The following is a 20906-nucleotide window of genomic DNA, read 5'->3' as shown; positions in this document are numbered from 1 at the left end:
CCCGGCTTTTTGCACCGGCAAGGTGCTTAAACAGCAGACCCAGGGGCTTGTGCACAGTTCCGCTGCACTGCATGCCCCGCCACCGCAGCCAGCAGCCTGGTGCTGGAAAAGTGATGCGACAGGTCGGTCACCGGATCGACAAAAGCCAGCTCGCGGGCCAGCAATTGCAAGGGCCGGCTGAAATCCGGCGCTTCACCGGGGGCCGGTTCCGCATGCAGCACCGGGTACAGCGTGTCATGCAACAGCGGCAGGCCGAGCGCGTTCATGTGCACCCGCAGCTGGTGGGTACGGCCGGTGAGCGGCCGCAAACGGTAGTGGGCCAACGCGGCATCCCCCACCAGGCGGCCCAGGCATTCGATGCAGGTCTCGGCATTCGGCTCGCCATCGGTTTCATGCATCAGCATGTGGTGCGCCGCCGGGGCGATGCGGCTGCGACGCAGCAACGGAAAACGCAAGGTTTCCGTTGCCGGCGCCACCGCTTCGTAGACCTTGTGCACCGCGCGTTCGCGAAACAGCGCCTGGTAGGCGGCCCGCGTGGCCGGCTCGGTACAAAAGACCACCACGCCGGCCGTCTCACGGTCCAGCCGGTGGATGGGCGTGAGGCTGTCCAGCCCCAGCGACTGCTGCAGCCGTGCCAGCAAGGTGTGGCGGGCGTAGCGGCCGACCGGCGACATCGGCAGGAAATGCGGCTTGTCGACGACCACCAGGTGTCGGTCCCGGTACAGCAGCTCGGCCTCGAACGGGATCTCGACCTCGTCTGCCACCTCGCGCCAATACCAGACCAGCGCCGCCGGGCCATGGCGGGTCGGCACAAAGGGCGTGTCCGGCGCCAGCGGCTGTCCCTGGCCGTCCAGTACCAGGCCTTGCGCCATGCGCCGCGCCCAGTCGGCTTCGGCCAGCACCGGCAGGCGTTCGGCCAGGAAGGCCAGCAGGCTGGGCCAGCGGCCGCCATGCGGCAGGGCCACACAGCTGGCCGGTACACCGGCACGTGGCAAGGGCCGCCAGGAGGGCTTGGGACGGGTCATGGCCCCCATTGTCCGAACTTGCAGCAGAGGTCAAGGCACAGCTGTGTGGACAAGTTTTGAACAAGCAGCCGGTTATCCACCGATGCGACAGCCGGGTCCATCTTGTTGTAGAGCAGCCATTGGCCAATCCGGGGTCCGCCACACAGGGTTCTGGCCACTGCAAGCCATTGATTGCAAACGGAAAAACCGGCTTGTCCACAGAAACAGCCACCCTCTACTATGACTTCCAGATTTAAAGATTGAAAGACAAGAGGAATAACAGGCCCCTCCCTTTTTCTACGGGCCGGGCCCCTCCCTGGGTTCCGAACAGCCGCTTAGAGAAGGCCTGGAGGCATCAGACCACCCAGGGCGCTCGCTCAAAACGAAAAAAAGCCGCCTGGATCCGAAGATCCGGCGGCTGGCGCCCGGTCAAGCCGGGCTGAATGCGCTTAGGATGAAAAAGCGGGGTGGCTTCCGGCTCAGGGTTTGAAGCTGATCGAGCTGGCCACAAAACGCAGCGACTTGCCGTCCTGGCCCCGTACCACCGTCACCGGCAGGTTGCCCAGGCTGGGCGCCAGCCAGACCTCGATGTCGCCGTCCACCGCTGTGCTTTGCAGCCGCACCGTCTCGACTGTCTTGCCATTGACCTGTACCGGGGTGGCAGCAGCCTGGCTGAAACGGTGCTGGACGACGCTTTTGCCGTTGGTGACGGGCATGGGCTTGCCAACCGCCTGCAGGCCCAGGAAGGCCAGCTGGAAGGACAGCACGTTCATGTCCTGCATGCCGGGCTCCAGCGGCGCGGTCTTGAGCTTGTCCAGCCGGCCGTAGTGCAGCTGGCCGGCAGCGCGGTCGAACTGGGCCACGTTGCGCGGTTTGGGGTCGCCCACCTCCAGGTCTTCGTAGAGATCGGGCACCAGCCCGGCTTCACCGACGGTGCCGTGGCTGACGTAGCGGCGGTTCTTGAAGGCCAGCGGCAGCTTCAGCTCGGTGCTCAGCGTGTAGCGCTTGCCGTCCAGCCGCCAGTGCTGTTCGGCGTCCAGCGTCAGTGGGCCCCAGCTCACCTGGTAGAGCAGGTCGGCGCTCTGCGGCAGCGAGGAAGGGCTGGATGAGCCTGTGGCGGCCATGCCTGGCAGGCTGCCGGCTGTGCCGGCCAGAGCGGCCAGCCAGCCCAGCGCCTGCCGGCGGGAGGTGGCGGGCCTGGAGAAATCTTCGGGAGAGGGCAGAAGCAGTGACACGAGGTCTCCAATCGTTCTGGGCACAACGGCAGTGCCCGTTGGCTTGTTGACCGCCAGCCGGCTGCCGTGTTCCGGGCTCAGCCGGGTTCGCGGGTGTTGCGCTTGTCCAGGTAGGCGGTGTGCGGGTCCAGCGAACTGCGCTTGCCCACGTCCTGCAGGTGGTTCTCCAGCCAGCCTGTGGCGGCTTTGCGGCCCAGTTCGCACAGCAGGTTCAACAGTCGCGGGTCGCTGTTGAGCTTGCTGGCGGCGCCGAACTGGGCGAGGCCCGCTTCGTCGGACACGCGGTGCAGCCGCAAGGCCTTGTAGCGGCCCAGGTCCACCCGGCGCTCGTCGACCAGGCGCTGCACAAAGGCGATGGCGCGCATTTCGGCGACCAGGCTGGCATTGAAGGTGATCTCGTTGAGCCGGTCCTGGATCTCCAGCGCGGTGCCGGGAATGCCTTCGCGCACCAGCGGGTTGATCTGCACCAGCAGCAGGTCGCTGGTGACGGTGCCATAGATCAGCGGCCACAGGCTGGGATTGCCGGCAAAGCCACCGTCCCAGTAGGGCTCGCCGTCGACCAGCACGGTGCGGCTGGTCTGCGGCAGGCAGGCCGAGGCCATCAAGGCCTCGATGCCGAGTTCGGCGCCCTTGAAGATGCGCGGCTGGCCGGTGCGCACCGAGGTGGCGGTGATGTAGACCCGCACCGGGCCGCGCTGGATGGCGGGAAAGTCCACATGCCGGGCGACGATGTCGCGCAGCGGGTCCAGGCCGAGCGGGTTCAACTGCGCCGGGCTCCACAGGTGCAAAAAGGCCTGGGCACCGGCGTAGCCGGGCCACAGCGCCGGATTGAACATCCAGGCCGGCCACTGGAAGCTGCCGGGCAGCGTGCTGGCGCCCATGCAGCCCCGGTTGCCGCTGACGGCCTGCCAGAAGCTGCGCAAGGCCTCGCGCGCGCCGTTGGCGCCGCCATGGGCGTAGCCGGTGGCCAGCACCGCGGCGTTCATCGCGCCAGCGCTGGTGCCGGAAATGCCGTCGGGCACCAGGCGGCCGTCTTCGAGCAGCGCGTCCAGCACGCCCCAGGTGAAGGCGCCGTGGGAGCCGCCGCCTTGCAGTGCCAGGTCGATCTTGCGGGCGGTCTGGCCAGGTGGCGGCTTGCGGCGGCTGGCGCGAGGTTTGGCGGGCGACTTCTTCGCTGGCGCAGCAGGTTCGGGAGATGCGTTGCCCAGGGCGGCGAGGGGACGGACCGGTTCGGGCAAGCTCATGCGGAAGTGCTTTGGCAAGCAGGCAGGGAGGTTGCGGGCCAGTATGGCGGCAAGACCAGGCCACTGCAAAATTGGATCGGCACCGATTGTTTGTCATCCAAGTTTGTAAGATGCAGGCCCCGGTGTTGAATCCCACCCCGCCCGGTCAAGTTTTGTAAAGCAGACCGCTTGCGCGATGCACGGTGGCAGCGGCGCGGAACTGGCGGGCCGGTTTTGGCTCTTTCCCTGGGTTTTGAAGCAGTTCTCGATCAGGGCCGGCTCCTCACAAGGAGGCCGGCCTGATGTGTTTTTGAAGCAGGCAGCATGAAAAAAGCAAGCGTGGTCTGGTGGCTGGTGGCCGTGGCGGTGGGAGCCGGCGGCTTTTTCTGGTGGCGGTCCCATTCGGCCGCCGCCGCCAGGGCCGCACAAGCGCAAGCCAGCCGCGGCCCGGCGCCACAGGCAGTCACGGTGTTCACCGCGCAGCAGCGCGACATGCCTGTCACGCTCGATGCTTCGGGCACCGTGGTGCCGCTGACCACGGTCGAGGTCCGGCCGCAGCTCTCCAGCACGGTCAGCCGGGTGGCGATCAAGGAAGGCCAGTTCGTCAAGCAGGGTGACCTGCTGTTCACCTTCGACGACCGCAGCGACCAGGCCAATGTCGACAAGGCCCAGGCCACCGTGCTGCACGACCGGGCCACGCTGGCCGACTTGGGCCGGCAGCTCAAGCGCAATCAGGAGCTGAAGGCGCAGAACTTCATCTCGCAGGGCGCGCTGGACACGCTGCAGTCCCAGTACGACGCGCAGAAGGCGCTGCTGGCGTCCGACGAAGCTGCCGTGCGCGGGGCCCAGGTCAGTGCGGGCTACGGCAGCCTGCGCGCGCCGATGGCCGGCCGCACCGGCGCGATTGCGGTGCACCCGGGCAGCCTGGTGTCGCCGACCGGTGATGCGCTGGTCACCATCAGCCAGCTGGACCCGATCGGCGTGAGCTTCACGGTGCCCGAGGCGCAGCTGCCGGCGCTGTTGAGCGAAGGCAGTGCCGGTGTGATCGGCGCTTCGCTGAAGGTGGTCAGGCCTGCCACCGTGACGGCTGCGCGCGAGATGATCGACGCCAAGGTGGCCTTCATCGACAACACGGTGGACCCGACCAGCGGCACCATCAAGCTGAAGGCCGAGGTGGCCAATGCCAGGCAGCTGCTGTGGCCCGGCCAGTACGTGTCCGTGCGGCTGACGCTGGCCACGCTGAAAGGCGTGACGGTGGTGCCGCAGTCCGCGCTGATCCTGCGCGGCGCGGACCGCCAAGCCTACATCGTCGACGCCGATGGCAAGGCCCAGCTGCGCGACCTGAAGCTGCGTTATGCCAGCGGCGAGTTCGCGGTGGTTGAGGGCATCCAGCCGGGCGACCAGGTGGTGATGGAAGGCAAGCAGAACCTGCGGCCGGGCACGCCTGTGAAGATCGCGGCGCCGGCCAAGGCGGGGGCAGCGTCCGATGCGGCTTCCGGTGCCGGCAATGCCACTGTGCCGGCCTCTGCGCCGGCTTCCGGGGCCTGAACATGACCTTCGCCGAGACCTTCATCCGCCGCCCCGTGATGGCGGTGCTGCTGAACCTGGCCGTGGTGCTGGCCGGGGTGATTGCGCTGAACAAGATCCCGGTGGCCGCACTGCCCAGCTATGACACACCGGTCATCAACGTCAATGCCAACCTGCCGGGCGCTTCGCCCGAGACCATGGCCAGCTCGGTAGCCTTGCCGCTGGAAAAGCAGTTCTCGACGATTGCCGGCCTGTCGGTGATCAGCTCGTCCAGCTCGCTGGGCAGCACCTCGCTGACGCTGGAGTTCGACGCCTCGCGGCCGATCGACGCGGCTGCGCTGGACGTGCAGGCCGCGCTGTTCCGCGCCCAGCGCAGCCTGCCAACCGAGATGACCACGCCGCCCAGCTACCGCAAGGTCAATCCGGCCGATGCGCCGGTGCTGTTCGTGGTGCTGACCTCGCCTTCGCTCAGCCTGAGCGACCTGAACGACTTTGCCGAGAACCTGATCTCGCCCAGCCTGTCGACGATCGAAGGTGTGGCCCAGGTGTCGATCTTTGGCCAGCGCCGCTACGCAGTGCGCATCGAGGTGAACCTGGACCGCCTGGCCAGCCGCGACCTGACGATGGACGAGCTGCGCACCACGCTCGCCGCTGCCAATGCCAATACCCCCGTGGGCACGCTGGAAGGCCCGCGCCAGACGCTCACCGTGCAGGCCAGCCGGCAGCTGATGGATGCGAAGGCCTGGCGCGACGTGATCGTCGCCACCAAGGCCGGCTTGCCGGTGCGCTTGTCGGACGTGGCCCAGGTGCAGGACAGCGTGGAAACCGTCAAGAGCTATGCCGAGCTGAACGGCGAGCCTTCCATCACACTGGCGGTCCAGCGCCAGCCGGATGCCAACACGGTGCAGGTGGTTGACCGCGTGCTCGCACTGCTGCCGCGCTTCGAGTCCCAGCTGCCCGCCTCGGTCAAGATGACGCCGGTGAATGACCGCGCGCGGTCCATCCGCGAAGCCGTGCATGACGTCTACCTCACGCTGGCGCTGACCGTCGTGCTGGTGGTGCTGGTGATCTTCGTGTTCCTGCGCCGGCTTTCGGCCACGGTCATCCCGGCCCTGTCGCTGCCGGTCTCGCTGATCGGTGCCGTGGCCCTGCTGCAGGCGCTGGGCTACAGCCTGGACAACATCTCGCTGCTGGGCATCACGCTGGCGGTGGGCCTGGTGGTGGACGATGCGATCGTGATGCTGGAGAACATCGTGCGCCACGTCGAAGACGGCATGGCGCCGTTTGCTGCGGCGATCCGCGGCGCGCGAGAGATGAGTTTCACCATCCTGTCGATCTCGGTCTCGCTGGTGGCGGTGCTCATTCCCATCTTCTTCATGCCCGGCGTGATCGGCCTGCTGTTCCACGAATTCGCGGTCGTGGTGGGGCTGTCCATCCTGGTTTCAGCGGGGGTTTCGCTGACGCTGGTGCCGATGCTGTGCAGCCGCTACCTCAAGCACGAGGAACACCACGAAGAAGGCCCGATGGGCCGCGCCTTCGAGCGTGGTTTCACTGCACTGCAGAACTTCTACGGCCGCACGCTGGACTGGGCGCTGGACCACCGCTGGCTGATGGGTGGCGTCGCGCTGGGCTCGCTGCTGCTCACGCTGTACATGTTCGCCGTCATGCCCAAAGGCTTTTTCCCCGAGGAAGACATTGGCCAGATGCGGGTGTCCACCGAAGCCTCCGAAGACATTTCGTTCGAGGCGATGATGGGGCTGCAGGCCCAGGTGGTGGCGATCTTCCGAGCCGATCCGGCCATTGCCACGGTGTCGTCCTTCATGAGCGGCGGCAACTCCGGGCGCATGTTCATCAACCTCAAGCCCCGCAGCGAGCGGCCCGCCATGCAGCAAGTGGTGGAGAACCTGCGCAAGAAGGTTCGAAACGTGGCCGGCATCCAGGTCTTCATGCAGCCCGTGCAGAACCTGCAGCTCGGCGGGCGGCAGAGCAAGGCGCGCTACCAGTACACGCTGCAAAGCGTCAGTGCCGATGCACTGACCGAATGGGCCGCCAAGCTGCAGGAACGGCTGCGCAACGAAGAGGGCTTCCTCGACGTCACCTCGGACGCGCAGAACCGCGGCCTGCAGGCCTCGCTGGACATCGACCGCGACAAGGCCAACCTGCTCGGTGTGCAGATCGCCGACGTCCGCAGCGCGCTTTACAACGCCTTCGGCGAACGCCAGGTTTCCACCATCTACGGGCCAGCCAACAGCTTCAGCGTGATCATGGAAGCCGAGGACCGCGACCGGCGCTTCGAGGATGCGTTCGACAAGATCCGGCTGCGCAGCAAGACGGGTGGCCTGGTGCCGCTGTCCGCGGTCGCCACCGTCAAGCGGGACCTCGGCCCCACGGCGGTCAACCACCAGGGCCAGCTGCAGGCGGTGACGATCTCGTTCAACCTGGCACCCGGCATGCCGCTGGGCGACGCGACCAAGCGCATCACGCAGGTCACGCAGGAACTGCACCTGCCGCCCACGCTGATCGGCACCTACGGCGGTGACGCGGCCGTGTTCCAGAGCTCGCAAGGCGGCCAGGCCATCCTGATCATTGCCGCGCTGCTGGTGATCTACGTGCTGCTGGGCGTGCTGTACGAGAGCTACATCCACCCGCTGACCATCCTCGCAGGCCTGCCGTCGGCGGCCATCGGCGCGCTGCTCACGCTGCAGTTCTTCGGCCAGGACCTGACGCTGATCGCCACCATCGGCATCCTGATGCTGATCGGCATCGTCAAGAAAAACGCGATCATGATGATCGACTTCGCGCTGGACGCGCAGCGCCACCAGGGCATGACGCCGCCCGAGGCCATCCGCCAGGCCGCGATGTTGCGGCTGCGGCCCATCATGATGACCACCTTGGCCGCCATCATGGGGGCGCTGCCGATCGCACTGGGCTGGGGTGCCGGCGCCGAGTTGCGCCAGCCGCTGGGCCTGGCCGTGGTCGGTGGCTTGGTGCTGAGCCAGGCCGTCACGCTGTACATCACGCCGGTGATCTACCTGGCGCTGGACCGCTGGGCCGGCAAGGGGCCGATCACGACCGAGGTGAAGATCGAGAACTCGCTGGTGTGAGCTTGGCGTGGGCGGGCGAGTCCGGCCCGATATGATCATCGGGTCACCTGCACAGCCCTCCGCCACGCCATGACCGCCACCACGCTGCAGTCCCTGTTCGCCCAGAAGTCCTGGGCGAACAACGAGTTGTTCAACGCGCTGTCCGCCGTGGACGCCGAGCAGCATGCGCAAGCGTTGCACTCGGCGATCCGCACGCTGAACCACATCCACGTGGTGGACCAGATCTTCCAGGCCCACCTGCAAGGCGAGCCGCACGGCTTCACGGCCACCAACACCGAGGCCACGCCGGAGCTCGGCGCGCTGCAATTCGCGGTGGCCGAGACCGACGGCTGGTTCGGGCGTTTTGTCGCCAAGGTGTCGCCAGAGCAACTCGCCGAGCCGGTGTCGTTCCGCTTCACCGACGGAGACGGTGGCACGATGAGCCGCGAGGAGATGCTGGTGCATGTCATCACGCACGGCGCCTATCACCGCGGCAACGTGGGCCAGCTGCTCAAGGACATTTCGGTGGCACCGCCGCGCGACCTGCTGACCAAGTTCCTGCACCTTCGCGAGCCCGCGCGCAGGCAGGCGTAGGTGGGCCGGGGCAGGGCTGCCAGAATCGGCTTCGAAGTGAAAGCCATGCCCGCGAGTCCGCGGGCAGCACTTTGCTGTCGCCCAGGGAGGGCCAGGACTTGAACCACCAGAAAACCCGCACAGCATGCGCCGCACTGATGCTGGCCAATGCCTTGCTCGCCGGCTGCGCCAGCACCGATTCGACGCGAGCCACCAACGCCGTGACCGCGCCGCTGAATGACCTGAACCTGGTGCAGGCTGAGATTCCGCCCAAGCTGCTGGCTGTCCAGAAGCTGCCTTACCTGGTGCCCACTGGCCACAGCTGTGGCTCGCTGGCCTTCGAGGTGAAGGAACTGGACGAGGTGCTCGGCCCCGACCTGGACGCGCCGCCTGGTGTGGCGGACACCGGCCTGGTGGCGCGCGGGACCGACGAGGTCAAGGGGGCGGCTTTTGGCGCCCTGCGCAGCACCACCGAAGGCCTGGTCCCGTTCCGCGGCTGGGTGCGCAAGCTCACGGGCGCAGAGCGATATTCGAAACAGGTCGAGGCGGCCATTGCCGCTGGCACCGTGCGCCGGGCCTTCCTGAAAGGCTTGATGGCGGCCAGGGCCTGCGCACCGGCGATCGTCGCCGGCTGACTGGAGACGCTCATGGAACGGCCTGCCTTCATCGTCTCAGCTGCCGACATTGCCGAGTACACCCACGTCTACCCGCAGAGCACCGAGGCCCTGGGCCCCGTGCGCAGCCTGGGCAAAGCCGCCGGGTTGCAGCGTGTGGGCGTGAACCTGCAGCGTTTGCCGCCGGGCACGCGCTCTTCGTGGCCGCACGCGGAAGAAAACGAGGAGGAGTTCGTCTATGTGATCTCGGGGCAGGTGGACGCCTGGATCGACGGACACCTGCACCGCATGGTCGCTGGCGACCTGGCGGCGTTTCCGGTCGGCACCGGCATCAGCCATTGCTTCCTCAACAACGGCGACAAGGAAGCGCTGCTGCTGGTGGGCGGCGAGACGCAGCGGCCGGGCAGCCGCATCCACTATCCGCTCAATCCCACCCGCAAGGTGGACCTGAAGCCCGAGGTCTGGTGGAGCGACGTGCCACCGCGCGAACTGGGCCCGCATGACGGCCTGCCGGACCAGCCCGCTTCGCGCGAATGAGCGGCCTGCCGCTGCACGTGCTGCGCTGGTACCAGGCGCCGACCGGGGCCAGCCGGGGCTTTTGCAGGGCCTGCGGGAGCGCGAGTCGAACGCCTTCTTTCGCCACCGCATGAGCTGAGGGCAGGGTCTTGATCAGCTGCCGGCCGATCCCGAGGCAGACTGATCGCACCGTCCTGCACCGCCAACCAAGGAGACCGCCATGCCCCAGCAATTCCACGTGGGCCGACTGATCGACCATCTGCACCTGCGCGTGGCCGACCTGGATGCCAGCAAGCGCTTTTACCGCGCGGTATTCACGGCCCTGGGCCGTGCCGAGGTGCTGAACGAGGCGGCCGATCACTTTTCGGCCGATGAGCTCTGGGTGGACCGGCGCGACGCGGGTGGCCCTGTTTCGCACGTCCACCTGGCCTTCCAGGCGGCCGATCCGGTGATGGTGCAGGCCTTTCACCAGGCGGCGCTGGCCGCTGGCGGCACCGACCATGGCGGTCCGGGCGAGCGCCACTACCACCCGGGCTACTACGCGGCCTTTGTGCTGGACCCGGACGGCAACAACATCGAGGCCGTGTTCCACGGGCCCAACGTGCGCTCGGCGCCTTCGGTGGTGGTCAGCGCAGTGGCGCCCTGAATGCCACGCTGGCCTCATCCCCACGTTCTCAGGAGACCACATTGACGTCAAGCTGCAAGGCGCTGGTGCTGCGCCACTGGCAGGCCGCCAACGACCGCGACTGGACCGCGTTTGCCGAACTGCTGGCCGACGACCTTGTCTACCGGGTCCCGCAGACGCGCGAGCAGGTGCGCGGCGCGGCCGGCTACCTGGACTTCTTCCGCACCTGGCCGGGCGACTGGCGGGCGGATGTGCAGCAGGTGATCGCCGAGGCTGGCCAGGCCGTCACGGTGCTGAACTTCCTGACCGAGCGCGACAACCCGCAGGCGGCGCAGATGACCGGCATCACCTTCTTCGAGGTGCAGGATGGCAAGATCACCCGCGTGACCGACCACTGGCCCGAGCCCTACGAGCCGCCGCCGCGAGCGTCGGCGCAGGTGACGCGCTATTGACCCCGCCCGCCCGGATTTCGGCAGCCGGCGGACAATCCGGGCATGAACCCGATTCCCGAAGCCGCTGAGACCGCGGCTGGCGACACCTTGCGCGACGAACCCGCCGCACTGGCCGACCTGGCGCGCCGCGAGCGTTTCCTGCAGCTGCTGGCCGACAGCCTGGCACAGCAAACGCTGAGCAAGCTGGTGCTGAGCAAGCCGCGCAACGCAGGCGACCTGCAACGCGTGACCGCCCGCCCGCTGGCGCTGCGCGGCGAGGCCTGCCTGAGCCTGCTGTGGCACCACCAGACCAAGGACATCACCAAGAACCCGACGGTCGCCGAAGGCCTGAAGCAGGTCGATGAACTGCTGGGCAGCCGCTTCTTCCACGCGCTGCTGTTCACGACCACCGACGAGTGGCAGCTGATGGTCAGCAAGCGCGGCAAGATGGGCCTGACGCGGCGCTCGCTGGCGGCACCGGCAGAAGCCGCCGAGGCCACCGGCCATGCGCGCGAGAAACAGCGCTACCTGGCGCTGGAACTGCCCTTCCTGCAGGACCTGGGCGTGACCGATGCGCAGGCCCGGCTGGTGCCGGCGATGGCGCGCAAGTGGAAGCAGATCAACAAGTTCGTCGAGGTGCTGGATCACGCGCTGGACGGCGTGGCGCTGCACCAGCCTGGCCGCGTCCGCGTGGTGGATTTCGGTGCCGGCAAGGGCTACCTGACCTTTGCGACGCATCAGCACCTGGCGCACGGCCGCGGGCTGCAGGCCGAGGTGACCGGCGTGGAGCTGCGGCCGGACATGGTGGACCTGTGCAATGCCGCGGCGCAGCGGCGCGGGATGCACGGCCTGCAGTTCCTCTGCGGCGACGTGCGCAGCCATGTGCCCGAGCAGCTGGACGTGATGATCGCGCTGCACGCCTGCGACACCGCGACCGACTTCGCGCTGCACACCGGCATCCGCGCCGGCGCCGCGCTGATCCTCAGCTCGCCCTGCTGCCACAAGCAGATCCGCCCGCAGATGGCGCTGCCGCCGCTGCTCAGGCCGATGCTGCAGCACGGCATCCACCTGGGCCAGCAGGCCGAGATGGTGACCGACAGCCTGCGCGCGCTGCTGCTCGAAGCAGAGGGCTATGACGCGCAGGTGTTCGAGTTCGTCGCGCTCGAGCACACCAGCAAGAACAAGATGATCCTCGCCGCGCGGCGCCAGGACAGCGGGCCGGCCGAGGACGCACGGCGCGCCGCGGCGCGCCGGCAGGTGGCCGAGCTGAAGGCCTTTTATGGCGTGCGCGAGCACTGCCTGGAAACCATGCTGGTGGCCACCGCGGGCACCCCCCAGGACGTGGTGACAGTGGGTTGAGCCCCGCGTGATAGCCTGCGGCCCGGCGCCGGGATACCCAGCCCGGGGGCCGTCCGACGAACCCATCCCGTTCAGGAATCACGATCTTGCTGAAGTACTCTGCACTCGCGCTGGCCGCAGCGGCCACGCTGTCCTTTTCGGGCCTGACAGCCTCCGCCCAGACCGCCGCGACGGCGGCCACACCGCCTGCGGCATCGGCTTCCGCGCCGGGCTTCGACCGCAGCGGCGAAGACCCATCGGTCCGCGTGCAGGACGACCTGTTCCGCGCGGCCAACGGCGAGTGGCTGAAGACCACGCAGATCCCGGCGGACAAGTCCACTTACGGCAACTTCGACATCGTGGGCGACCGGGCCGATGCGCGGGTGCGCGAGGTGGTGGAGGAACTGGCCAAGGGCAGCCACGCGGCTGGCAGCGTCGAGCAGAAGATTGGCGACTATTACCGCAGCTTCCTCGACACCGCGGCCATGGACAAGGCCGGCCTCGCGCCGCTGCAGCCCTGGCTGGACAAGATCGCCGCGGCGCGCAGCAGCGGCGATGTGGCCGTGCTGATGGGCAGCCTGCATGGCCTGACCACGCTGCCGCTGGCCGTGGACGTGCAGCCGGACCAGCAGGCACCGGACGTGAACCTGGCGCTGGCCTGGCAGTCCGGCCTGGGCCTGCCCAACCGGGAGTACTACCTGGCCAGCGACCCGCGCATGCTGAAGGCGCGCGGCGCCTACATGGCCTACCTGGTCAAGCTGTTCACGTTGGCCGGTACCAATGAAACCCAGGCCTCGCGCAACGCGGCGCTGGTGATGGGGCTGGAAACCCGGCTGGCCAAGGCGCAGTGGACCGAGGTGGCCAACCGTGATCCGCAGAAGACCTGGAACCCGATGACGCTGGCGGCACTCGCCAAGAGCGCGCCGGGCCTGGATTGGGCTGGCTACTTCAAGGCCGCGGCGATGCCCGGCCTGGCGCGGCTGAACGTGTCGCAGCCCAGCTATGTGCGCGACCTGGCCAAGGCGGTGCACGACGTGCCGGTGGCGACCTGGAAGCTCTACCTGCAGGCGCGGCTGATGGACAGCCAGGGCAACCTGCTGAGCCAGCCGTGGCGCGAGGCGCGTTTCGACTTCCGCTACAAGGCGCTGCAAGGCCGCCAGAGCGAGCCGCCGCGCTGGCAGCAGGCGACCGACGCGCTGGACGGCGCCCTCGGCGAAGCCGTGGGCCAAGTCTATGTGGCGCGCTTTTTCCCGGCGGACCACAAGGCCCGCATGCAGCAGCTGGTGAACAACCTGCTGGCCGAGTTCGGCCGCTCGATCGACGGACTGCAGTGGATGAGCCCGATCACGCGCCAGAAGGCGCGCGAGAAGCTCGGCAAGTACATGACCAAGATCGGCTACCCGGACCGTTGGCGCGACTACGCCAAGCTGGAAGTGAAGGACGGCGACGCGCTGGGCAACGCGCTGCGCGCCGGCCGTTTCGAGCATGAACGCGTGGCCGCCAAGCTGGGCCAGCCGGTGGACCGCGGCGAGTGGGGCCTGACGCCGCAGACCGTCAACGCCTACTACAACCCGAGCCTGAACGAGATCGTCTTCCCGGCCGCGATTCTGGAGCCGCCGTTCTTCGACATGGCTGCCGACGACGCGGCCAACTACGGCGCGATCGGGGCCATCATCGGCCACGAGATCAGCCACGGCTTCGACGACCAGGGCGCGCAATACGACGGCGACGGGCGGTTGCGCAACTGGTGGACACCCGCCGACAGCAAGGCCTTTGCCGCACTGGGCGCCAGGCTAGTCGCGCAGTACAGCGGCTACGAGGGCCTGCCGGGCCACAAGGTCAACGGCCAGCTGACGCTGGGCGAGAACATTGCCGACCTGTCCGGCCTGCAGATCGCCTACAAGGCCTGGAAGACTTCACTGAACGGCCAGCCGGCGCCGGTGATCGCCGGGCTGACCGGCGAGCAGCGCTTCTTCTATGCCTTTGCGCACGCCTGGCGCGCCCAGCGCCGCGAGGAACTCGCGCTGCGCCTCTTGACGGCCGACCCGCACTCGCCGGATGAATTCCGCGCCAACGGCACGGTCGCCAACCACGACGGCTTCCATTCGGCCTTCGGCACCAAGCCGGGCGACAAGATGTTCAAGCCGGTGGACCAGCGCATCCGCATCTGGTGAGGCGGCGGGCCAGGGCGCAGGGCCCTGGCCGTCAGTCCCTGGCCGAGGGCGGCTCGGCGCCGTCCGGCATCGGCTCGGTGCTGATTTCGGTGGTGACTTCTGTCGCCGGGTAAGCCGCCTCGGCGTTTTCGCCGTGCGCCTGTTCGCGCTCGCGCAGCCGGCGTGTCGTGATGCTGGCGGCGAGCAGCAGCATCAGCGTGCCCAGGGTGCCCGCCAGCAGCAGCAGGTTGCGCTGGCTGTGCCACTCGGCAAAGGCTTCTGTCGAGGCGGTGGACACCACCACGTGCAGCGGGTAGCTGCCCACCTGCGCGAAGGCCACGATGTGGGCGTCCGTCGCGTCGTCCGCACCTTCGTGGGCTTGCACGCCGCTGCCGCTGGGCGGCCAGCCTGCGGTGACCAGTGGGTGGTCGGCTGGCAGGTCACTGCCCATGCCCTGGCTGGTACCGCCGAGCACGCGGGCACGCACGCGCCGGTCCGGGCCGACCAGCGCCACGCTGCCCAGCATGCCCAGCGGCACGGTGCGATAGAACGACTCGAACTGAACGGGGTCCAGCGAGGCCACGGCCACGCCCAGCGTGCGGCCGTCTTCCGCAGCCAGGCGGCGCGAGAGCTGGATCGTCCAGCGCTGAGAGACCTTGCCCAGTACCGGCTTGCCGATGAAGATCGCATTGGCATTGCCGCCTGCGGGTGGGTGCAGCACGGCCTGGATGTGCTCGCGCTCGTTGAGGTCGATCGGCCCGGTCTGCTCGCCGCCCGGATCCAGGCTGCTGCCGACGAAACGGCCGTCCGGCCCGACCAGGGAAAGCTGCACCAATGCCTTGCCGAGGCCGCTGGCCGCGGCGAGCCGCACCAGGTCCGGCGGCGTGCCGGCTCGCAGCGCGTCGCGGATCTGCCGCATGGCCAGGTCCGAGCTGGCGATGACCTGGCCGGTGCGGGCCTGCAGCTGTGCGGCGAGTTCCGCGTTGTGCTGCTGTTCGGCCTGCAGCGCCTGGTCGCGCTGGTGTGCCAGCAGCAGCAGGCCGGCGGCCCAGGCCAGCACGAGCAGCAGGCCAAAGCCCCAGGCGACGGCAGTGCTGGTGCGCGGGCGGCGCGTCATGCGGCGGGCCGGCAGCGGAACATGGCCCAACTCTCCAGCGTGAGCACCAGCGCCCCGTCCTGCTGCACGGTTTCCCAGCGCGACTTCATCAAACCCACACCGGGCCGGCTGGCGCTGCGTCGCCGGTCCAGCACCACGAAGTGGCCGCTCAACACGTCGCCCACGTAAACCGGCTGGTGCCAGCGCAGCTGTTCCAGGCCGGGACTGCCGAGGCTGGCGGCGCGCAGCAGCAGCGCGTCACAGACCATGCGCATCGACATGGCCGCGGTGTGCCAGCCGCTGGCGGCCAGGCGGCCGAACAGCGAGGCTTCCGCGGCAGCGTCGTCCAGGTGGAAAGGCTGCGGGTCCCACTGGCTGGCGAAGTCGATGATGGCTTCGCGGGTGACCTTCATCGGGCCGTAAGCCTGGCGGTCGCCGGGGTGGAAGTCGTCCCAGTACAGCAGTGAGCCGGCGTCGGTGCTGACGGTGGCGGACGCAGATGACGCAGGGGGCAGCGGGGCAGCGGTTGGAGACATCGGGCGCTGGCGCGGGCGGCGCGTGGCATGAAAGGCAAAGGTGCAGCATAGCCAGAATGCGGGGCGATTGCAGCCACGGCTGCTTGGGGCGCCAGCGGTGGAGCCGGCCGCTTGCCCGGTTGCAGCCCCGGCGGCGTGCAGGGCTGCAACCGGGCAAGCCTCGCACTTGCGACTATGATCCGCGTCCTGGGCTCGTGTGCCGGGCCGCGGCGTGGGGGTGATGTGCCTTGGGTGCAGGCCAGCCGCGCAGTGGCCGGGCCAGGGAGTTGCGGCGGCTTGCTGCCGTGGCCTGCTGCAGGTGTTGGACGAAAGTGTTCGGTGCCCGGCAACAGGCCAGCAACGAAGCCCGCTTCACAATTCCTTTCACGTCCCCCAATTTTTGTCTGCAAGAGACTGGACCGTTCGCATGAAGAAGAGAACCCTGCTTGGCCTGCTGGCCGTGCTGCCGTTGAGCCTGCTGACCGCCTGCGGAAGCAGCGATAGCGGCGGCAGCACCTCGGCGCGCCTGATCAACGCCAGCCCGGGCTACAGCTCGTTGGACCTGTATGTCAAGGACGACCTCAAGGTTTCGGCGGTCGGCTTCGGCACCGTCAGTGATTTCCATGACGTGGCCAGCGGCGATGTCACGACAGCGCTGACCGTTTCCGGCTCGGCGACCGAACTGCTGACCCAGAGCCGGACATTCTCCGGCTCCGACAAGTACTCCGTCGTGGCCTACGGCTGGGACGGCGCGCTGAAGTCGGCGGTCATCACTGAAAACGAAGACGACGCCGACAGTGGCAAGACCAAATACAGCGTGCTGAACACTTCGAGCGACGCCGGCAGCGTGGACGTCTACCTGACCGCCCAGGACGACGACCTCGCCTCGGCGTCCGCGGTGCGCGCTTCAGTGGACGGCGGCACACGCTCCGCCTTCAGCATCGTCACCTCGGGTACCTACCGCCTGCGCGTGACGGCGGCCGGCAACACCGATGACGTGCGCCTGGACGTGCCAGGCGTCGTGCTGCCCAGCAAAGGCGTGATGACGCTGATCCTCACGCCTACTCCTGGCGGCCTGCTGGTGAACGGCATGAGCTTGCAACAGGGCGGCGGCTTGACCCAGCAATACACGACCAAGGCCCGTGTCCGCGTGGTTGCTGCGACCTCCGATGCTTCGGCGATCACGTCGACGATCGGGGATGTCACTTTGGCTGACGGCCTGTATACCAGCGAAGTGGGAAGCTACGCGCTGGTGGATGCCGGCAGCGTGACCGTGCACACGTCTGCGAACGGCGCTGAATTTTCGACCCTCACCCTGTCACTGGGGGCAGGCACGGACACCACCTTGGCGGTGACCGGTGTGAGCGGCGCCAACCCGGTGGCCGTGATCGTGGACGACAACCGTCTCCCGGCCTCATCGACGAATTACAAGGTGCGCATGCTGCATCTTTCCAACACGTTGGCGTCAACCAACCTGACCATGTCGGTAGCGGCCACGCCGGTGGTCAGCAACCTGGGGTTCAGGGCAATCCGGTCACCGGCTTACGAGAGCAAGACAGGGTCGACGAGTACCGTGAAGGTGAAGGTCAGCTCGCCATCCACAGGCGTCACTGTGTACAGCTCGGGTGACAACGACACCTCAGGTGACAACGCGCTGGCGAAGGGTGTTTACACCATGTTCGTGTTTGATGACCAAACTGGCACGCCCCAAGGCATTTGGGTGCCAGAGCGCTGACCGCGCCGGGGCGTTGCCCCTTTGATACAGACAAGGCAAAGGCCACCCTCGGGTGGCCTTTTTCGTGGGCACGGTGCTCAGCCCAGCCGCCCCGCCCGGAAGTCCTCCACCGCCTGGAAGACCTGCTCGTTCGTGTTCATCACGAACGGGCCGTACTGGGCGATGGGCTCGCGCAGCGGGCGGCCGGCGATCAGCAGCAGGCGCAGTTCTGCGTCGCCTTCGTTGCGGATGGCCACGCCGTCGCTGCCCTGGTCCTGCGCCAGGATGGCCATGCGCTGCAGCGGCACCGGCTTGTCGCCGATCTGCGCTTCGCCGCGGTAGACATAGGCGAAGGCGTGGAATTCGGCTGGCAGGGCCTGCGCGAAGCTGGCGCCCGGGGCCAGGTGGATGTCCAGGTACAGCGGCTCGGTGTGCTGGCGCTGGATCGCGCCCTTCACGCCTGTCGCCTCACCGGCGATCACGCGCACCGTCACGCCTTCGGCCCTGAACTCCGGGATCTCGGCGCTCGGGATGTCGCGGTACCAGGCCGGCACCATCTTGTCCTTGGCGGGCAGGTTCAGCCACAGCTGGAAGCCTTCCATGCGGCCGGATTCCTGTTCCGGCAGTTCACTGTGCACCAGGCCGCGGCCGGCGGTCATCCACTGCACGCCGCCGTTCTGCAGCAGGCCTTCATGGCCGGCCGAGTCGCGGTGGCGCATGCGGCCGGCGATCATGTAGGTGACGGTTTCGAAGCCGCGGTGCGGGTGGTTCGGGAAGCCGGCGATGTAGTCGTCGGCGCTGTCCGAGCCGAAAGCGTCCAGCATCAGGAACGGATCGAGGCGGTACTGCAGGTCCTGCGTCAGCACCCGCGTCAGCTTGACGCCTGCGCCATCGCTGGTGGCCTGGCCGGCCACCAGCCGTTCGACGCGGCGCGGCTGCTGAAGTGCAGCGCCAACCAAGGCCGTGGCAGGGGAGAGGACGGGGGTGCTCATGGAAGAATCTCCTTGGGAAGTGATGCAGGATGTGCGCTGGGCGATCAGGCCGTGACCGTGTTGTCCAGGCCCAGGTGGGTGGCGATCTCGGCGCGGGCATTGGCCAGCGCGGCAGCTTCGGCGTCCGGGCCCATGGCCAGGCCCTCGGCGTAGACGAAGCGCACGTCGGTCATGCCCAGGAAGCCGAGCACGGCGCGCAGGTACGGCACCTGGCTGTCATGCGGCTGGTCGCGGTGGATGCCGCCGCGGGTCAGCACTGCATAGACGGTCTTGCCGGTCAGCAGGCCGCGCGGGCCGTTGGCGGTGTATTCGAAGGTGACCTTGGCGCGGGCGATCGCGTCGATCCAGTTCTTCAGCTGGCTGCTGATGCCGAAGTTGTACATCGGCACGCCCAGCACAACGACGTCGGCAGCTTGCAGCTGCGCGATCAGCGCGTCGTCCAGCGCCACGCGGGCGGCTTGCGTTTCGGTGCGGTGCTCGGCCGGGGTGAACAGCGCGCCCAGCGCGGTTTCGTCCAGCACCGGGTGTGGCTCGCGGGCCAGGTCGCGCACGCTCAGCTTGGCTTGCGGGGCTTGCGCCAGCAGTGCGGCGCTGAGTTCATTGGCCAGGCGGGTGGAATGCGAGCCGGCGCCATTTTCGAAGGCACGGGCGCTGGAGTTGATTTGCAGGATGTTCATGGTGAGGCTCCGGTGAGTTGGGGAGGAGAGAGATTCAGGGAGGGAGATCGATGGAATGAACTGTATTGATTCTGTCTTTGGCGATAAAGCCGGGCTGATGGCTTTCTTTGTTCTATTGGTGGAACAATCAAGCCCCTGGCAGCCGATGCTTTCTGGAGCTTTTGCGATGAGCACCCCCACCGTTGACCCAAGTGACCTGGCCTTGTTTGCCCACGTGGCCGACGCCGGCAGCTTCAGCAAGGCGGCCGACCGGCTGAGCCTGCCGAAGTCCACCGTGTCGCGCCGGCTCTCGGCGCTGGAGAGCCTGCTGGGCGAGCGGCTGATGCTGCGCACCACGCGCCGGCTGACGGTGACCGAGTTCGGCGCCGCGGTGCTCGAACACGCGCGCCAGGTGGTGGCCGAGGTCGACAGCACGCTGGCGCTGGCCCAGCATCGCCAGGCCGAGCCCAGCGGCGTGCTGCGGGTCTCGCTGCCGGGCGACGTGGCGATGCTGGTGCTGGGCAACGCGATCGCCGAGTTCGCGCTGCGCCACCCCAAGGTCACGCTGGAACTGGACCTGTCGCCGCGCAAGGTGGACCTGATGGCCGAGAACGTGGACTTGGCGGTGCGCATGGGCGAGCTGGCGGACGACGCCCACCTGGGCGCACGCCGGCTGGTGACCTTCCATGGCGCGCTGTACGCCTCCCCGGCCTGGGCCAAGGCGCATGCGCAGCTGACGCACCCTTCCGAGCTGGCGGGCGAGCGCTGTACGCTGCATGCGCTGGTGCTGGGCGCCCGCGCCGGCGAGCCGCCGCCGTGGTCGCTGAGCTGGCGTGACGCGCAGGGCGGGTTGGAGGTGTGGACGGGGATGCCGACCCGCCGCACGCTGGCCAATTCACCGGCCATGCTGCTGCAGCTGGCCGCGGCCGGCCTGGGCGTGACGGCAGTGGCCGACTTCTTCGCCTATCCTTACCTGCGCAACGGCACGCTGGTGCAGGTGCTGCCGGGCTGGACGCTGCCCCCGGTGCCGGCCTGGGCGGTGTTCCCCGAGCGCCGGCTGATGCCAGCCAAGACCCGGGCCTTCATCGACACGCTGGTCAACGCGCTGGCGCCTTGCCGCGAACACGAGGCGGCGGCCGACCTGCGGCACTCGCTGCCGGCGCTGCGGCCTGTCGCTGAACCCTTGCCATCCCCGGCCGCCGCCACGACGATGGCAGCGGCCCCTCAACTGGAGCAGACCCCATGAAAGCCATCTGGAACCACACCGTGATCGCCGAGAGCGACGACATCGTCACCCTCGAAGGCAACCACTACTTCCCCGAAACCGCGCTGAAGCGTGAGTTCACGACCTTCAGCAACCACCGCACCAGCTGCGTGTGGAAAGGCCAGGCGCACTACCTCAGCCTGTTCGTCAACGGCGAGATGAACCCGGATGCCGTGTGGTTCTACCCTGAGCCGAGCGAGGCGGCGGCCGAGATCAAGGGCCGGGTCGCGTTCTGGAAGGGCGTGCAGGTCACGGATTGAAGACGGACTGAAGCGGCTTGGCGCACAATCGGCGGCTGGATTTTCCCCACCCTTCAACGGCTGGCCGCCAAGCGCCTTGCCGGCCAC

Annotated in this window: 19 protein-coding genes; 12 read left to right on the top strand and 7 right to left on the bottom strand. The window is 68.0% G+C overall.

The window, feature by feature from the left end:
- Positions 1-26: 26 nt before the first annotated feature.
- The 3 genes from ACAH41_RS13725 to ACAH41_RS13715 all read right to left on the bottom strand — a co-directional run bounded on the left by ACAH41_RS13725 (position 27) and on the right by ACAH41_RS13715 (position 3483).
- Entirely contained in the window at positions 27-1025 is a 999-nt protein-coding gene (locus tag ACAH41_RS13725) for a pseudouridine synthase (RefSeq protein WP_325652556.1), read from the bottom strand.
- 458 nt (positions 1026-1483) lie between these two features.
- Positions 1484-2239: a DUF3108 domain-containing protein gene (locus tag ACAH41_RS13720; protein WP_325652558.1), complete on the bottom strand. Its 756-nt coding sequence runs from the start codon at positions 2237-2239 to the stop codon at positions 1484-1486.
- Between the two features lie 77 nt (positions 2240-2316).
- Positions 2317-3483 (bottom strand): patatin-like phospholipase family protein, encoded by a 1167-nt coding sequence (locus ACAH41_RS13715; RefSeq protein ID WP_325652560.1) that lies wholly within the window; start codon positions 3481-3483, stop codon positions 2317-2319.
- Positions 3484-3786: 303 nt separating this feature from the next.
- Here ACAH41_RS13715 and ACAH41_RS13710 point away from each other — a divergent pair, with 303 nt between their 5' ends.
- The 9 genes from ACAH41_RS13710 to ACAH41_RS13670 all read left to right on the top strand — a co-directional run bounded on the left by ACAH41_RS13710 (position 3787) and on the right by ACAH41_RS13670 (position 14343).
- Positions 3787-5010, top strand: coding sequence for an efflux RND transporter periplasmic adaptor subunit (locus ACAH41_RS13710; RefSeq protein ID WP_325652562.1), 1224 nt, complete (start codon positions 3787-3789; stop codon positions 5008-5010).
- Between the two features lie 2 nt (positions 5011-5012).
- Positions 5013-8093, top strand: a complete 3081-nt coding sequence (locus ACAH41_RS13705; protein ID WP_325652564.1) for an efflux RND transporter permease subunit — start codon at positions 5013-5015, stop codon at positions 8091-8093.
- Positions 8094-8162: 69 nt separating this feature from the next.
- The gene (locus ACAH41_RS13700; RefSeq protein WP_325652566.1) at positions 8163-8666 is read left to right on the top strand and encodes a DinB family protein; all 504 of its coding nucleotides are present in this window, start codon (positions 8163-8165) and stop codon (positions 8664-8666) included.
- A 98-nt stretch (positions 8667-8764) separates the two neighbouring features.
- Complete coding sequence (locus ACAH41_RS13695; RefSeq protein ID WP_325652568.1) at positions 8765-9280, top strand: hypothetical protein; 516 nt, start codon at positions 8765-8767, stop codon at positions 9278-9280.
- A 12-nt stretch (positions 9281-9292) separates the two neighbouring features.
- Positions 9293-9796, top strand: coding sequence for a cupin domain-containing protein (locus tag ACAH41_RS13690; protein ID WP_325652570.1), 504 nt, complete (start codon positions 9293-9295; stop codon positions 9794-9796).
- Positions 9797-9995: 199 nt separating this feature from the next.
- Positions 9996-10421, top strand: coding sequence for a VOC family protein (locus tag ACAH41_RS13685; protein ID WP_325652572.1), 426 nt, complete (start codon positions 9996-9998; stop codon positions 10419-10421).
- A 41-nt stretch (positions 10422-10462) separates the two neighbouring features.
- Positions 10463-10852 carry a nuclear transport factor 2 family protein gene (locus tag ACAH41_RS13680; protein ID WP_325652574.1) on the top strand — a complete coding sequence of 130 codons (390 nt, stop codon included), beginning with the start codon at positions 10463-10465 and terminating at the stop codon, positions 10850-10852.
- A gap of 42 nt (positions 10853-10894) precedes the next feature.
- Positions 10895-12190 (top strand): SAM-dependent methyltransferase, encoded by a 1296-nt coding sequence (locus ACAH41_RS13675; RefSeq protein ID WP_325652576.1) that lies wholly within the window; start codon positions 10895-10897, stop codon positions 12188-12190.
- A gap of 86 nt (positions 12191-12276) precedes the next feature.
- Entirely contained in the window at positions 12277-14343 is a 2067-nt protein-coding gene (locus ACAH41_RS13670; RefSeq protein ID WP_325652578.1) for a M13 family metallopeptidase, read from the top strand.
- Between the two features lie 31 nt (positions 14344-14374).
- Here ACAH41_RS13670 and ACAH41_RS13665 read toward each other — a convergent pair whose 3' ends face one another.
- Entirely contained in the window at positions 14375-15439 is a 1065-nt protein-coding gene (locus ACAH41_RS13665; RefSeq protein WP_325652579.1) for a cache domain-containing protein, read from the bottom strand.
- On the bottom strand, positions 15436-15954 hold the full coding sequence (locus ACAH41_RS13660; protein ID WP_325652580.1) for a MaoC family dehydratase: 519 nt from the start codon (positions 15952-15954) through the stop codon (positions 15436-15438). Before ACAH41_RS13660 ends, ACAH41_RS13665 begins: the two co-directional genes overlap by 4 nt.
- A gap of 406 nt (positions 15955-16360) precedes the next feature.
- On the opposite strand from ACAH41_RS13660, the gene ACAH41_RS13655 reads away from it, so the two are divergent.
- Positions 16361-17668, top strand: coding sequence for a DUF4397 domain-containing protein (locus ACAH41_RS13655; RefSeq protein ID WP_325652581.1), 1308 nt, complete (start codon positions 16361-16363; stop codon positions 17666-17668).
- Between the two features lie 77 nt (positions 17669-17745).
- Here ACAH41_RS13655 and ACAH41_RS13650 read toward each other — a convergent pair whose 3' ends face one another.
- The gene (locus tag ACAH41_RS13650; protein ID WP_325652583.1) at positions 17746-18639 is read right to left on the bottom strand and encodes a pirin family protein; all 894 of its coding nucleotides are present in this window, start codon (positions 18637-18639) and stop codon (positions 17746-17748) included.
- Between the two features lie 44 nt (positions 18640-18683).
- Entirely contained in the window at positions 18684-19316 is a 633-nt protein-coding gene (locus ACAH41_RS13645; protein ID WP_325652585.1) for an NAD(P)H-dependent oxidoreductase, read from the bottom strand.
- 166 nt (positions 19317-19482) lie between these two features.
- On the opposite strand from ACAH41_RS13645, the gene ACAH41_RS13640 reads away from it, so the two are divergent.
- A complete protein-coding gene (locus tag ACAH41_RS13640) occupies positions 19483-20541 on the top strand; it encodes a LysR family transcriptional regulator (RefSeq protein ID WP_325652586.1) in 1059 nt (352 codons plus the stop codon).
- Positions 20538-20819, top strand: a complete 282-nt coding sequence (locus ACAH41_RS13635) for a DUF427 domain-containing protein (RefSeq protein ID WP_325652588.1) — start codon at positions 20538-20540, stop codon at positions 20817-20819. The genes ACAH41_RS13640 and ACAH41_RS13635 overlap by 4 nt, the downstream gene beginning before the upstream one ends.
- Positions 20820-20906: the final 87 nt, after the last annotated feature.

Source organism: Ideonella sp., from assembly GCF_041287625.1.
In the GTDB taxonomy this organism is placed as follows: Bacteria; Pseudomonadota; Gammaproteobacteria; order Burkholderiales; family Burkholderiaceae_C; genus Ideonella.
The sequence above is the reverse complement of the archived record's forward strand: the minus strand, read 5'-3'. Positions and strand labels throughout refer to the sequence as shown.